The 12,853-nt window shown below is 68.2% G+C and carries 14 protein-coding genes; 8 read left to right on the top strand and 6 right to left on the bottom strand.

Annotated features, from left to right (window positions below):
* The first annotated feature begins 46 nt into the window (after positions 1-46).
* The 6 genes from ACAM54_RS13160 to ACAM54_RS13135 are packed head-to-tail and all read left to right on the top strand — an operon-like array spanning position 47 to position 4,191.
* Positions 47-550, top strand: coding sequence for a heme-binding protein (locus ACAM54_RS13160; RefSeq protein ID WP_309934859.1), 504 nt, complete (start codon positions 47-49; stop codon positions 548-550).
* Positions 550-1,248 (top strand): ankyrin repeat domain-containing protein, encoded by a 699-nt coding sequence (locus tag ACAM54_RS13155; RefSeq protein WP_145747373.1) that lies wholly within the window; start codon positions 550-552, stop codon positions 1,246-1,248. Before ACAM54_RS13160 ends, ACAM54_RS13155 begins: the two co-directional genes overlap by 1 nt.
* Positions 1,249-1,292: 44 nt before the next feature.
* Entirely contained in the window at positions 1,293-1,937 is a 645-nt protein-coding gene (locus tag ACAM54_RS13150) for an FMN-binding negative transcriptional regulator (RefSeq protein ID WP_369647853.1), read from the top strand.
* Position 1,938: 1 nt separating this feature from the next.
* Entirely contained in the window at positions 1,939-2,142 is a 204-nt protein-coding gene (locus ACAM54_RS13145; protein WP_369647852.1) for a hypothetical protein, read from the top strand.
* Positions 2,132-3,241, top strand: coding sequence for a tRNA adenosine(34) deaminase TadA (tadA, locus tag ACAM54_RS13140; RefSeq protein WP_369647851.1), 1,110 nt, complete (start codon positions 2,132-2,134; stop codon positions 3,239-3,241). Before ACAM54_RS13145 ends, tadA begins: the two co-directional genes overlap by 11 nt.
* Complete coding sequence (locus ACAM54_RS13135) at positions 3,238-4,191, top strand: LD-carboxypeptidase (RefSeq protein WP_369647850.1); 954 nt, start codon at positions 3,238-3,240, stop codon at positions 4,189-4,191. The genes tadA and ACAM54_RS13135 overlap by 4 nt, the downstream gene beginning before the upstream one ends.
* Before the next feature lie 22 nt (positions 4,192-4,213).
* On the opposite strand, the gene ACAM54_RS13130 is transcribed toward ACAM54_RS13135, so the two are convergent.
* Positions 4,214-4,486, bottom strand: coding sequence for a hypothetical protein (locus ACAM54_RS13130; protein WP_261380458.1), 273 nt, complete (start codon positions 4,484-4,486; stop codon positions 4,214-4,216).
* A 236-nt stretch (positions 4,487-4,722) separates the two neighbouring features.
* Between ACAM54_RS13130 and ACAM54_RS13125 the strand changes: the two genes are divergently transcribed.
* Together ACAM54_RS13125 and ACAM54_RS13120 are read left to right on the top strand one after the other, a co-directional pair.
* On the top strand, positions 4,723-5,670 hold the full coding sequence (locus ACAM54_RS13125; RefSeq protein WP_192323852.1) for an adenylate/guanylate cyclase domain-containing protein: 948 nt from the start codon (positions 4,723-4,725) through the stop codon (positions 5,668-5,670).
* Between the two features lie 125 nt (positions 5,671-5,795).
* The gene (locus tag ACAM54_RS13120; RefSeq protein WP_369647849.1) at positions 5,796-6,149 is read left to right on the top strand and encodes a hypothetical protein; all 354 of its coding nucleotides are present in this window, start codon (positions 5,796-5,798) and stop codon (positions 6,147-6,149) included.
* Positions 6,150-6,166: 17 nt separating this feature from the next.
* On the opposite strand, the gene ACAM54_RS13115 is transcribed toward ACAM54_RS13120, so the two are convergent.
* The 5 genes from ACAM54_RS13115 to ACAM54_RS13095 all read right to left on the bottom strand — a co-directional run bounded on the left by ACAM54_RS13115 (position 6,167) and on the right by ACAM54_RS13095 (position 12,773).
* Positions 6,167-6,526: a response regulator gene (locus ACAM54_RS13115; protein ID WP_309934869.1), complete on the bottom strand. Its 360-nt coding sequence runs from the start codon at positions 6,524-6,526 to the stop codon at positions 6,167-6,169.
* 74 nt (positions 6,527-6,600) lie between these two features.
* The gene (locus ACAM54_RS13110) at positions 6,601-7,824 is read right to left on the bottom strand and encodes an ATP-binding protein (RefSeq protein ID WP_369647848.1); all 1,224 of its coding nucleotides are present in this window, start codon (positions 7,822-7,824) and stop codon (positions 6,601-6,603) included.
* The gene (locus ACAM54_RS13105; protein ID WP_192323856.1) at positions 7,811-8,419 is read right to left on the bottom strand and encodes a chemotaxis protein CheB; all 609 of its coding nucleotides are present in this window, start codon (positions 8,417-8,419) and stop codon (positions 7,811-7,813) included. The genes ACAM54_RS13110 and ACAM54_RS13105 overlap by 14 nt, the downstream gene beginning before the upstream one ends.
* Positions 8,416-9,270 (bottom strand): protein-glutamate O-methyltransferase CheR, encoded by an 855-nt coding sequence (locus ACAM54_RS13100; RefSeq protein WP_309934873.1) that lies wholly within the window; start codon positions 9,268-9,270, stop codon positions 8,416-8,418. Before ACAM54_RS13100 ends, ACAM54_RS13105 begins: the two co-directional genes overlap by 4 nt.
* Positions 9,267-12,773, bottom strand: coding sequence for a response regulator (locus ACAM54_RS13095; RefSeq protein ID WP_369647847.1), 3,507 nt, complete (start codon positions 12,771-12,773; stop codon positions 9,267-9,269). The genes ACAM54_RS13100 and ACAM54_RS13095 overlap by 4 nt, the downstream gene beginning before the upstream one ends.
* Positions 12,774-12,853: the final 80 nt, after the last annotated feature.

Genomic DNA, 12,853 nt, shown 5'->3' with positions numbered 1-12,853 from the left:
AAACGGCCGGCGCCATTCACCCTGCATTCACTGGAGAAAACGAAAAATGCGCCCCAACCTTCGCTTCGGCGCCCTCGCCATCCTGCTCGCTGCATCGGCCGTCCAGGCCCAGGCGCCAGCACCCGCGGTGCGCACCGAAAAGAACATCTCGCTCGCGCTGGCCAACCAGATCGCGGCCGAAGCCGTGGCCGCCTGCGCCGCCAACGGCTACAACGTGGCCGCCACCGTGGTCGACCGCGCCGGCACCGTGCGCGCCATGCAGCGCGCCGACAACGCCGGCCCGCACACGCTGGCGTCGAGCGAGCGCAAGGCATGGACCTCGGCATCGGCCAAGAGCGCGACGCAGGCCATGATGGAAGGTGCGCAGAAGAATCCGGGCGCCGCCAACCTGGTGTACCTGCCGGGCTTCCTGCTGCTGGGCGGCGGCGTGCCGGTGAAGTCGGGCAACGAAGTGATCGGCGCCGTGGGCGTCGGCGGTGCGCCGGGCGGCCACCTGGACGACCAGTGCGCCAACGCCGCCATCGAGAAGGTCAAGGGCCAGCTGGGCTGATGATGAAGCATGGCATCTGGTCCGGGCTGCTGGCAGTCGCGCTTGGGTTGGGCGCATCGGCTGGTGCGTCGGCCCAGGTGCCGCCACAGGCGGCCGAGCTGCTGGCCTATGAAGGGCTGCACCGCGTGGCCTGGCAGGGCGACCTGCCCAGGCTCAAGGGCCTGATCGCGTCCGGCGCCAATCTCGACACGCGCGATGCGCGGGGCCGCACGCCCCTGCACGTTGCCACGCATGCCCGGCAGCGCGAGGCGGTGAAGCTGCTTGCCAAGGCCGGCGCAAACCTCGACCTGCTCGACGACGACCGCTACGACGCCGTCACCATCGCCGCGGTGGCCGACGACGCCGCGACGCTCGCGCTGCTGCTGTCGCTCGGCGCAAAGGCTGGACAGGTGACGAGCCGCTACGACGGCACCGCGCTCATTGCCGCCGCGCACCTGGGCCATGACGAAGTGGTGCGCCAGCTGATCGCGGCCGGCGCGCCGCTCGACCATGTCAACAACCTGCACTGGACGGCAGTGATCGAATCGATCGTGCTCGGCGACGGCGGCCCGCGCCACCAACGCACGCTGGCCGCGCTGATCGATGCGGGCGCCAACCTCTCGCTGGCGGACCGGCAAGGCAACACGCCGCTCCAGCTGGCCCGGGCCCGCGGCTACACGGCCATGGTGAAGCTGCTGGAAACGCCGCGCGCACGATAGGACGGCTCGGGGACAATCGAGCCTCACCACGAGGAAATTGCCCCATGTACATGCCGCCGCAATTCAACGCCAAGGACCCGGCCATCGCGCTGGAGCTGATGCGCGCACATCCCTTCGCCAGCCTGATCTCGACCGACGACGAAGGCCTGCCCTACGTCACCCACCTGCCGCTGGTGGCCGAGCAGCAGGAGGGCGGCCAGCTGGTGCTGCTGGGCCACTGCGCCAAGCCCAATCCGCACTGGCGCCATCTGCAGGCGCGGCCGCAGGCGGTGGCCACCTTTCTCGGTCCGCATGCCTACCTGTCGCCCTCGGTCTATCCGGACCTCGCGCGCGTGCCGACCTGGAACTACCTGGTGGTGCATTGCACCGTCCAGGCCCGGCTGATCGAGGAGCCCGCGGCCAAGGACGCGCTGCTCAAGAAGCTCATCGGCGAGCACGAGCCCGGCTATGCGCAGCAATGGCGCGACCTGGGCGAGGAGTTCCAGCTCAAGATGCTGGCCGGGATCGTCGGATTCGAGCTGCGCGTGAGCGCACTGCAATGCAAGGTCAAGCTGAACCAGCACCGGCGCGAATCGCACGCCGCCATGCATGCCGTCTACAGCGCCGGCACGCCCGACGAGAAGGCGCTGGCCGTGTGGATGGAGCGCCTGGGCATGACGGCCGAAGCGCCCGTGGCGGAAGGAGGCTGAGATGCGCATGTTCGGACTGCTCGGCCTGCTGCTGGCGCTCGTGATCGCCGGGGTGGTGGCGAAGAAGCAGCTCACCAGCGTTGCCGCGCCCGCGGCCGGCGAGGCGCCCGCCGATGCGCGCACGCAGGCCCAGCAGGTGCAAAAGCAGGTCAAGGAAGCGCTCGACGCCGCGGCGCAGGCGCGCAAGATGCCGGATGACAACTGAGTCCGCTTCCAAGCCCATGGACGATGCGCATTGGATGGCGCTCGCGCTGGCCGAGGCGCGCCTTGCGGCCGAGGCAGGCGAGGTGCCGGTCGGCGCGGTACTGGTCAGGAACGGGCAGCTCGTCGCCACCGGTCGCAACACGCCGGTCGCGCAGCACGACCCGAGCGCCCATGCCGAGATCAACGCGCTGCGCGCCGGCGCCGCCGCGCTCGGCAACTACCGGCTCGACGGCTGCGAGCTGTTCGTCACGCTCGAGCCCTGCGCGATGTGCGCAGGTGCCATGCTGCATGCGCGGCTCGCGCGCGTGGTGTTCGGTGCGGCCGACCCCAAGACCGGCGCGGCCGGCTCGGTGCTCGATCTGTTTGCCGAACCCCGGCTGAACCACCGCACGCAGGTGCAGGGCGGCGTGCTGGCCGCGGAGTGCAGCGCGCTGCTGCAAGGCTTCTTCCAGCAGCGCCGCGATGCGGCGCGCGAGCAGGCGGAGCCCCTGCGCGACGACGCGTTGCGCACGCCGCCCGAGCGTTTCGATGCGCTCGCCGGCTACGCCTTCGAGCCGCGCTACATCCATGACCTGGCCAGCCTGCAGGGCTGGCGCATGCACTACCTCGACGAGGGGCCGCAGGACGGTTCGGCCGCCGCCTGCCTGTGCCTTCATGGTCCGGGCGAATGGGGCTACTTCTTTCGCCACCTCGTCGGGGCGCCCGGGCTGCGCACGCTGGTGCCTGACCTGATCGGCTTCGGCAAGAGCGACAAGCCCAAGCGCGAAGCGGCGCACCGCATCGAATGGCACTGCCAGGTCCTGAACGAATGGCTCGACCGCCTGCAGCCGCCGCCGATGGTGCTGGTGCACAGCGCCGCGGCCACCGCCCTGGCCACACGGCTGCAGGCCGGAAGGGGCGGCCTGTTTGCAGCCGTGCTGCTCGCGCCCGAAGGCGGCGAGCCGGTGGGCGATGCATGGCGCACGCCGTTCCCCGACCGCGGCTACCAGGCCGCGCTGCGCGCGCTCGGCCCCATGGCGTCCTCGTCCGGCCCGAATGCGCAGCAGGCTGCGCTGCTCGCCCAGGAGGTGCGCAACGCAATGGGATACTCGACGCCGTGAGCAAACACATCTACATCTATTCCCCCTCCAGCGCGATTCGCGACAAGGCCGCCTTCCGGCGCGGCGTGGCAAGACTCAAGGCGCTGGGCTACGAGGTCGAAATCGACGAAGCCGCGCTGGCCGTGCACCAGCGCTTTGCGGGCGACGACGCCACGCGCCTCGCCGCCATCAGCCGCGCTGCCGCAAGCAGCGCCGACATTGCACTGATCGCACGCGGCGGCTACGGACTCACGCGCATCCTCGACGCGATTCCCTACAAGGCCGTGGCCAAGGCGATCGGGCGCGGCACCGAATTCGTCGGCCTCAGCGACTTCACCGCGCTGCAGTGCGCACTCTTGGCCAAGACCGGCGCCGTGACCTGGGCCGGCCCCGCCGTCGGCGAAGACTTCGGTGCCGAAGGCGGCGCGGACGACATCATGGAAGCCTGCTTCGGCGACCTGGCAAGCGGGCAGGGCGAAGGCACCGGCTGGCGCATGCCGGTGCGCGATGCCGGCCTGAAGCTGAAGCCCGTGCACGACGCCACCTTGTGGGGCGGCAACCTGTGCGTGCTCGCGAGCCTGCTCGGAACACCTTATTTCCCCGCAGTGGAGAAGGGCGTGCTTTTCATCGAGGACGTCAACGAGCATCCCTACCGCATCGAGCGCATGCTCGACCAGCTGCGTATGGCCGGCGTGCTGGCCAGGCAGCGCGCCATCGTCTTCGGCCAGTTCACGGGCATGCGCAAGGTGCCGGGCTACGACCGCGGCTTCGGGTTCGAAGCGGTGGTCGACCGGCTGCGAGCCACGCTCAAGGTGCCCGTGCTCACGGGCCTGCCTTTCGGGCACGTGCCGACCAAGGTGCTGCTGCCCGTGGGCGCGAAGGTCGAGCTGGCTGCCGAAGGACGCGACGTCTTCATGGTGTGGGGCCACCGGCATGGCGGCCACGGCCACGACCACGGCCATGCGCATTGAACGCGAGCTGCCGCGGTATCCTTCAGTGGGTGAAGCGCTGATGGGCGCGCGGGCCCATCGAGCCGGGCAGGCCGCCCTTGAACATGCTGTTGATGGCTTTCATCTGGCGGCGGGCTGCGGCTTCGCCGTCGATGGCGCTCAGCGCAACCATCACGTCCTGCCGCAGGTACCAGAGCGCTTCCACATCGGATGCAAAGCGCACGCGCTGCGCCACGCGCTGGACCGAGTGCTCGCCATGCGCCTGCAGCACCGACAGCATGGCGGCCCGGATGCGTCCCAGCTGGTTCTCTCCCACCCGGGGAGACCCGATACCGGGAATTCCGAGGAGGCGGAAAAAACGACGAAGAGGCAGCATGTGGACTAAAGGCGTATTGCCGGGAGCCAGGACGGTCGCTACCTTAAGCCTCGGGCGCGCGAATCACAAGTTCTGAAACACTGTTTCTTGTTTGTAAACAACACACTTTACGTTGCACTTAAAGCTGCCATAAGGGTTTGAGTACAAAAGTAATATAAACAGGCCGCTGTCACAGCATGGACGTCAATTCCACAGTCGTATTCGCAGACCTGACCGGAAGCTCCAGGGTTTTCGAAGCCATGGGAAATGCACGCGCCACCGACACGGTGACGCGGCTGACCCAATGGATCGGCGGCGTCTGCCAGGCACACGGCGGCAGGGTCGTGAAGTCGCTCGGCGATGGCGTGTTCGCCATTTTTTCGAACGCGGCCACCGCCATGCAGGCAGTGATCGAACTGCAGCGCCATCACCAGAAGCGCCTCATGACCTGGCCCGTGCCGCTGCGCATGGCGCTGCAGATCGGCGTTGCAAGCGGCGAGGTGGTCGAGGTCGAGGGCGACTGCTTCGGCGATGCCGTCAACCTGGCGTCGCGTCTGAGCGACCTGGCGGGGCCCGGGCAGATCTGGGCCACCGATGCGGCGATCGCGCAGTTGGGCGAAACCGGCGTTCGGCATCGCGACCTGGGGCTCATCACCATTCGCGGGCGCAGCGAGATGTCGGCCGTCCACCGCATCGACTGGCAGGAGGAAATGACTTCGTTCCTCACGCTGCCGGCCGCGCTGACGCCGCTGCGGCTGCCCGATTCTTCACTGGGGCAGATCGAGCTGGCGTGGCTCGATGTGCGGTCCACCTTCCGCACCGAAGAACTGCCGATCCACCTCGGGCGCGTGAGCGATGCGCAGTTCGTGGTCAACGATCCGCGCGTCTCCAGGCTGCATGCACGCATCGAGCTGCGGCATGGCAGCTGCGTGCTGACCGACCTAAGCACCTACGGCACCTGGGTCCGGTTTCACGGCAACGGCGGGCCGAGCCAGGAAGTGGCGCTCAGGCGCGAGGAATGCGTGCTGCACGGGCGCGGCGAAATCGGCCTGGGCGCGCCGCTGAGCGATTTCACCGCACCGACGATTGCGTTCAATACCGCCGGCGCCGAAGTGCAGCTTTCGCGCCGCGAGATCACGAGCTGAGCGGCATCGGCCGCGCAGTGACGTTTGGCAACGATCCGGCGAGGCGGCAGGTGCACTCGCAGAGTGCGTCGGACGTTGCAACCACCATGGGTGCTGGCCGTCAGCGCCTTTTCAAGGGAGCTGCAGTGAAAGTCAAAAACAAGCGTTCTTCTGTCTTCAAATGGGTGGCCCTTGGCGCGACGGCCAGTGCGCTCCTCGCCGCGGGCGCGGCCAGCGCGCGCGGCAGCTGGTCGGTGCAGATCGGGGCGGGTGACTATCCGGCGCCGTACTACGTGCCGCCGCCTGCCTACTATCCGGCGCCGATCTACTACGCGCCGGCCCCGCCGGTCTACTACCGTCCGCCGCCGCCCGTGTACTACCGGCCGGCACCCGTCTATGCGCCGCCGCCCGGACGGATCTACTACGGGCCGGGCTACCCGTATCGCCCGCCGAACGGCGACGAATGGGACAACGACCGGGATTACGAAGACCGGGACTGAACGGCCAGGTGCCTCGCTCAGCGCGGCGCGGACAGGATGGCGGAGAGTTCGCCCATGTCGATGGGCTTCTGAAGGTGGTGGTCGAACAGGCTCTGCGCTGCGGCGCCGGCCGCCTCTTCCTCCGAAAAGCCCGAAATGGCGACGAGCAGCCGAGGGCCGCGGTCCGCTGCGACCGAACGCAGCCGCCGCGCCACCTCGGTGCCGGGAAAGTCGGGCAGCGTGAGGTCGATGAGCGCCGCGTCGAAGCGCTCGTCGGCCGCCGCATCCATGGCCTGTTGCGCCGTGTAGGTGCAGCGGACGGTATGGTCCTGCAGCGTCAGCAGTTCCTGCAGCAGGTCAGCCGCGGCTTCGTTGTCGTCGACGATCAGCACGTTCACTGGGAGGTGGCTTTCAAGCAATTTGTATCCACCCAGTATCCCGGCCAATCGCCTTCCGCGCAGTAGGAGGGCGCCTACGCCCGCACTTGCGTCGCAGTCTTCGCGGCGGCTTGCAGCGGCAGCTCGACGTGGAACAGCGCACCTTCGCCGGGCCGGCTCTCCACCTCGATGCGCCCGCCGTGCAGGCCCACGATCTTGCGCGTGATGTAGAGCCCGAGCCCAAGGCCGGGCGCATGCTTGCGGCTGTCGTCGGTGCGTTCGAACTGCTCGAAGATGCGCTGCTGGTCTTCGGGCGCAATGCCGATGCCCTGGTCGCGCACGGTGATGTGCGCGGCGCCGTCCCGCTCCCACAGCATCATCTCCACGGGCTTGCCGCCGCCGTAGCGCAGTGCATTGGTCAGCAGGTTGGTCAGCACCTGCTCGATGCGGAACTCGTCCCACACGCCGCGCAGCTCGCGCGGTGCTTCCAGCGCGATGATCGAGCCCGCGGCCTCGGCCTGCTGCCTGAGGCCCTCCACCACGGCCCGCGCGAGCGCGACAAGGTCGACCGGCTTGGGCTGGATCGACAGCGCGTCCCTTCGCATGCGCGTGACGTCGAGCATGTCGTCGATCAGCCGCACCATGTTGCGGATCTGCCGCTGGTCGCGCTCGATCATGGCGGGCAGGCGATCCGCGGAAAAGGACTCCAGCTTGCCCCTGGACACCTGGACCTGGCGCAATTGCGTTTCGAGGTACAGGGTGTTGAGCGGCGTGCGCAGCTCGTGCGAGACCATCGACATGAAGTCGTCTCGCATGCGCACCGCGCGTTCGAGTTCGTGCTGCGTGTGGCGCAGCTGCTGGACCAGTTCTTCCTGCTTCTGGTTGGCCACCGCGAGCGCATTCATTTCGTGCCGCAGCGCCTTGCGGTGGCGGTACAGGTCGACGAACACGTTGACCTTGCCGGTGACGGCATGCGGATCGAGCGGCTTGTACAGGAAGTCGACCGCGCCGCTTTCATAGCCCTGGAAGGCGTAGTTCGAATCGCGGCCCGCAGCCGTCACGAAGATGATCGGGATGTGCCGCGTGCGCTCCGTGCCGCGCATCAGCTCGGCCAGCTCGAAGCCGTTCATGCCGGGCATCTGCACGTCGAGAATGGCCAGCGCGAACTCGTGGTCCAAGAGCAGCGCAAGCGCCTCCTCGGCCGATGCCGCGCGGTACACGGCGCGCCCCGGGCCCCGGATCAGGGCCTCGAGCGCAAGAAGGTTCTCGGGCAGGTCATCGACGATCAGCAGCTTGCTTTCGACGTCAATGATGGGCATGGGCGGACTCCAGTTGCAGCAGCAATGTGCGAAGCTCGCGCAGGGCAAGCACGTGGTCGGGACGATGCAGGGCAATGGCGGCCCGGGGCATGGTGGGAATCTGGGCTTCCTCCGGGTCCTGGACGGCGGTGATGCCGCCGCCCATGTGAATGCGCAAGAGGCCTTCGGCGCCGTCGTCGTTCGCGCCCGTGAGCAGGAAACCGGCCAGCGCGGGACCGTAGGCATCGGCGGCCGAGGCCATCAGCACGTCGATCGACGGCCGCGAAAAGTGCACGGGCGGCTCGCAGCTGAGCGAAAAGCATCGATCGCGCTCGATCGACAGGTGATAGCCGGGCGGCGCGAAATACAGGCTGTCGGGCGCGATCGGCATCTTGTCGGCGGCCTCGTGCACCGGCATGTGCAGCCGCTCGGCAAAGATCTCGGCCAGGTGGCTCTGGTGGCCTTCGGGCAGGTGCAGGACGACCACCACCGGAAGCCGCCACGGCGGCGGAATGCCGTGCAGGAGCGCCAGCAGCGCCTCGATGCCGCCCGCAGACGCGCCGACCACCACGGCTTCGACGCGCCGCGCAGGGATTTGGCGAGCATTCGGCTTCATGTGGCCTTTCGGTAGATGCGCTCTGGCTGCGAATGGACGTCGAAGCGATCGGCATAGCTCGAGAAGTCGATGCTCTCCTTCGCGCCCAGGCCCAGGAAGCCGCGGTGGCAGAGCGACTCGTGGAACAGCCCGAGTGCCCGGTCCTGCAGCTCGCGGTTGAAATAGATGAGCACGTTGCGGCACGACACGAGCTGCGTTTCGGCAAACACGCTGTCGGTGGCCAGGCTGTGGTCGGCAAAGATGACGTCGGCGCACAGCGCGGGGTCGAAGCGCGCGGCGTCGTAGGCCGCAGTGTAGTAGTCGGAAAAAGAACTGCGGCCGCCGGCGCGCTGGTAGTTGGCCGTGTAGCCGCGGATCGATTCGATCGGGAAGATGCCCTGGCGCGCCTTCTCGAGCGAGCCGGGGTTGATGTCGGTGGCATAGATCTGCGTGCGGGAGAGCAGGCCTTCCTCGCGCAGCAGGATGGCCAGCGAAAAGACTTCCTCGCCGGTGCTGCAGCCCGCCACCCACACCTTGAGGGATGCATAGGTGTGCAGGATCGGCACCACGTGCCGGCGCAGCGCAAGAAAGTAGGCCGGATCGCGGAACATCTCGCTTACGGGAATCGTCAAGTACTCGAGCAGCCGGCCGAACAGCAGCGGATCGCGCAGCACCTTCTCCTGCAACGCCGAAATGCTCGGCAGCCCGAGCTGTGCCAGCGCGTGCAGCACGCGGCGCTTCTGCGAAGCCACGGTGTAGTTGCGGAAGTCGTAGCTGTAGCGCAGGTAGATGGCTTCCATCAGCAGCCGCAGCTCGATCTCCGTGTTGCTCAACGCGGAGGTCAGGGACAGGGCAGCGGCATTGGGGTTCACAGCCGCTCCATTTTGGGCATCCACACGCGCAGAAGCGAGACCAGGCGCTCCAAATCCACAGGCTTGGCCAGGTAGTCGCTGGCGCCCGCGGCCAGGCACTGCTCGCGGTCGTCCTTCATGGCCTTGGCGGTGATGGCGATCACGGGCAGCTTCTCGAAGCGCGGGTCCGCGCGCAGCCGGCGCGTGGCCTCCAGGCCGTCCATCTCCGGCATCATCACGTCCATCAGCACCAGGTCGATCTCGCGCGCCTGGTCGAGCTTTTCGAGCGCCTCGCGGCCGTTGCGGCCGATCTCGACCGCCGCGCCGCGCTGCTCCAGCGCGCTCGTGAGCGCAAAGAGGTTGCGCACGTCGTCGTCCACCAGCAGGATGGTGCGGCCCTCGAAGATGCGGTCGCGCCCGCGCGCCGCCTTCAGCATGCCCTGGCGCTCGCTGGACAGCTCGGCCTCGACCTTGTGCAGGAACAGCGTGACCTCGTCCAGCAGGCGTTCCGGCGAGCGTGCGCCCTTGATGATGATCGAGCGCGAATAGCGCTGGAGCTCGGCTTCCTCGTCGCGCGTGAGGTTGCGCCCGGTGTAGACGATCACCGGCGGGAACGAGACGATCTCTTCCGACGCCATGCGCTTGAGCAGCTCGCTGCCCTGCATGTCGGGCAGGTGCAGGTCGGTGATCATGCAGTCGAAGACGCGCCTGCGCAGCAGTTCGAGCGCCTCTTCGCCGGAGCCCACGGCGGCGATCTCGATGTCTTCGTCACCGATAAGCCGGATCACGCTTTCTCGCTGCAGCGCATCGTCCTCGACCAGCAGCACGGCCTTGACCTTCTGCGCGAGCTTTTCCTCGAGCCGGGCGAACACCTGCATCAGCTCGGCGCGCGTGGCCGGCTTCTGCGCATAGCCGATGGCGCCCAGGTGCAGGGCGGCGGCCTGCGCGTCGTCGGCGGCCGAGACCACGTGGATCGGAATGTGGCGCGTCTGCGGCGAATCCTTCAGGCGCTGCAGCAGGCCGAGCCCGGTGCTGTCCGGAAGGCGCATGTCGAGCAGGATGGCATCGGGCTGGAACTGGTGCGCGAGCTCGAAGCCGTCGGCCGCGCCATGGGCCACCAGGCAGCGGTAGCCGAGTTCGTGCGCCAGATCGTAGAGGATGTGCGCGAACTGCGGCTCGTCCTCGATCACGAGCACCCGGCGCACCTGGTCGGGCGGCAGCGTGCGGTCGTCGGCAAAGGAGGGCGGCGGCACGGCAGCGGGCAGCGATGGTGCGGCGGGCGTGGGGCGCGCGGCAGGGAAGGGCGTGCGCGCCGCGGCGGAGCTGGCGGGCGCCGGAGCAGGGGGCCGAGCTGATTGTTGCGGGGCCTGTGGCGAGACCTGCGGCGCGGCGGCCGGCAGCTGCAGCGTGAAGGTGCTGCCCTGGCCGGGCCGGCTTTGCAGCGTGAGCGTGCCGCCCAGGAGGCGCGTGAGGTCGCGCGAGATCGAAAGTCCCAGGCCGGTGCCGCCGTAGCGCCGGCTGGTGGTGCCGTCGGCTTGCTGGAAGGCTTCGAAGATCAGCTCCTGCTGCTCGGGCGCAATGCCGATGCCCGAATCGCTCACCGCGAAGACCGCGCCGCCGTTCGCAGCCGCGGAAACCGTGAGCGCCACCTCGCCGCTGTTGGTGAACTTGATCGCATTGGAGAGCAGGTTCTTCAGGATCTGCTCGACGCGGTGGCGGTCGGTGGCCAGCGTGGCGGTCGTGCCGGGCCGCATCTCCAGGCGGAAGGCCAGCTGCTTCTCGGCGGCCAGCGGCCTGAAGGTGCTCTCCAGGCTCTGCGCGAGCTTGCCGAGCGCCACCTCTTCGACAACCACTTCGAGCTTGCCCGCCTCGACCTTGGAGATGTCGAGGATGTCGTTGATCAGCACCAGCAGGTCGTTGCCCGACGCGTAGATCGATTCCGCGAACTTCACTTGCTCGGGGCTCAGGTTGCCCTGCGGGTTGTCGGCGAGCAGCTTGGCCAGGATGAGCGCGCTGTTGAGCGGCGTGCGCAGCTCGTGCGACATGTTGGCCAGGAACTCCGATTTGTAGCGGCTGGCGCGCTGCAGTTCGTCGGCGCGGTCTTCCAGGTCGCGCTGCACGCGGCGCAGGGCCGCATTGCGCTGGTCGAGCGCCTCGGTGCGCTCGGAGAGCTGGCTGTTGGTCTGTTCCAGTTCGGCCTGCTGGTTCTCCAGCATGGCCTGCGAAGCCCGCAGCGCACGCGACTGCTCCTCGAGTTCTTCGTTGGCGGTGCGCAGCTCTTCCTGCTGCACCTGCAGTTCCTCGTTCAGCTGCTGCGTTTCGGCCAGCGCGTCCTGCAGCTGCTCGCGGTAGCGCGCCGCCGCGAGGGAGTCGCCGATGTCCTCGGCCACCAGGTCGAGCAGCTCGTTGGTGCGCGCATCGGGCACGGCCGGCAGGCCGAGTTCGACCACGCCGTTCACCACGCCGTCGCTCGACACCGGCACCAGCAGCACCGCCGTGGGCGCCATCTCGCCCAGGCCCGAGTTGACCTTCAGGTAGTCGGCCTGGATCGGCTCCACCAGCATGCGGCGCCGTTCCGCGGCCGCCTGGCCGACCAGGCTCTGGGTCGGCGAGAACACCTGCGGCGAAGCCTCGGCTTCCATCGAGAAGCCGTAGCTCGCCGCGCGGCGCAGCGTGCCCTGCCGCTCGCGCACGTACAGCGCGCCGACCGCGCTGCCCAGGTGCCGCGAGAAAAAGGCCAGGACCTTGCGGCCCAGGTCGTTGGCATTCAGTTCGCCCACCAGTTCGCCCACCAGTTCGGTTTGCGCGCTGCGCAGCCAGGCCTGCTGCGCCAGCCGCTCGGCGTGCGTGGCCTGGTCCCGCAGCACCGCGTCGTAGCTGTTCGAAAGCCGCACGAGCTGCCGGCGGCCGAAGTAGGCCACCATGCCGGTGAACACCAGCGTGAACAGCAGGAACACGGCCACCACCAGCCAGGCCGTGCGGTTGACCTCTTCATTGCGCTGGTAGCGCAGGCCTTCCTCGGTGTCCATGAAGGCCGTGAATTCGGTGCGCATGTCCTCGCGCAGCTGCTTGCCCCGGCCTTGGCGCACCGCCTGCGGGTAGTTGCCCCCGGCGCGGCGCAGCGCGATCAAGTCTTCTGCGAACCCGTTCCAGGCCTCCTGCAGCGCCGCGATGCGCTCGACCCGCTCGGCCTGCTGCCGGTTGTCCAGCACCAGTTCGCGCAGCGCGGCGGTGTCGCTCTTGATCCGGGGCAGCGCGCTCTGGTAGGGCTCGAGAAAGCTTTCCTCGCCGGTGATCAGGAAACCGCGCAGGCCGGTTTCCATGTCGATGCTGCGGGCCTGCAGTTCGCTGGCGCTGCGCGTCACCTGGTCGGTTTGCTCGACCCGGCTGATGGTTACCAGCAGGAACACGATCAAGCTGACGAACACCAGCGCGCCGACCAGCCCGCCAAGCAGCGGCCATTTCAGGTTGCGGCTCAGCAGGCGGTCGAAGTCGTCGGGATCGATCGCGGTCGGCATCTTCATTCCATCAAATATTTGTAAGCAAAACCTTTGAAGTTTTGCCGAATTTCGGTGCACCGGCTGTCGGAGAAGGCCCCGATACC

Origin of the sequence: Variovorax sp. V93 (genome assembly GCF_041154485.1) — a bacterium.
GTDB classification, from domain to species: domain Bacteria; phylum Pseudomonadota; class Gammaproteobacteria; order Burkholderiales; family Burkholderiaceae_C; genus Variovorax; species Variovorax beijingensis_A.
Note: the sequence above shows the minus strand (reverse complement) of the source record. Positions and strands in the feature narration are given on the sequence as shown.

Coding starts and splice junctions, on each gene's coding strand:
- ACAM54_RS13145 (WP_369647852.1), top strand. CDS start 1,939: ATGCGCATGTTCGGACTGCTCGGCCTGCTGCTGGCGCTCGTGATCGCC.
- ACAM54_RS13125 (WP_192323852.1), top strand. CDS start 4,723: ATGGACGTCAATTCCACAGTCGTATTCGCAGACCTGACCGGAAGCTCC.
- ACAM54_RS13095 (WP_369647847.1), bottom strand. CDS start 12,773: ATGAAGATGCCGACCGCGATCGATCCCGACGACTTCGACCGCCTGCTG.
- tadA (WP_369647851.1), top strand. CDS start 2,132: ATGACAACTGAGTCCGCTTCCAAGCCCATGGACGATGCGCATTGGATG.
- ACAM54_RS13110 (WP_369647848.1), bottom strand. CDS start 7,824: ATGCCCATCATTGACGTCGAAAGCAAGCTGCTGATCGTCGATGACCTG.
- ACAM54_RS13155 (WP_145747373.1), top strand. CDS start 550: ATGATGAAGCATGGCATCTGGTCCGGGCTGCTGGCAGTCGCGCTTGGG.
- ACAM54_RS13150 (WP_369647853.1), top strand. CDS start 1,293: ATGTACATGCCGCCGCAATTCAACGCCAAGGACCCGGCCATCGCGCTG.
- ACAM54_RS13160 (WP_309934859.1), top strand. CDS start 47: ATGCGCCCCAACCTTCGCTTCGGCGCCCTCGCCATCCTGCTCGCTGCA.
- ACAM54_RS13105 (WP_192323856.1), bottom strand. CDS start 8,419: ATGAAGCCGAATGCTCGCCAAATCCCTGCGCGGCGCGTCGAAGCCGTG.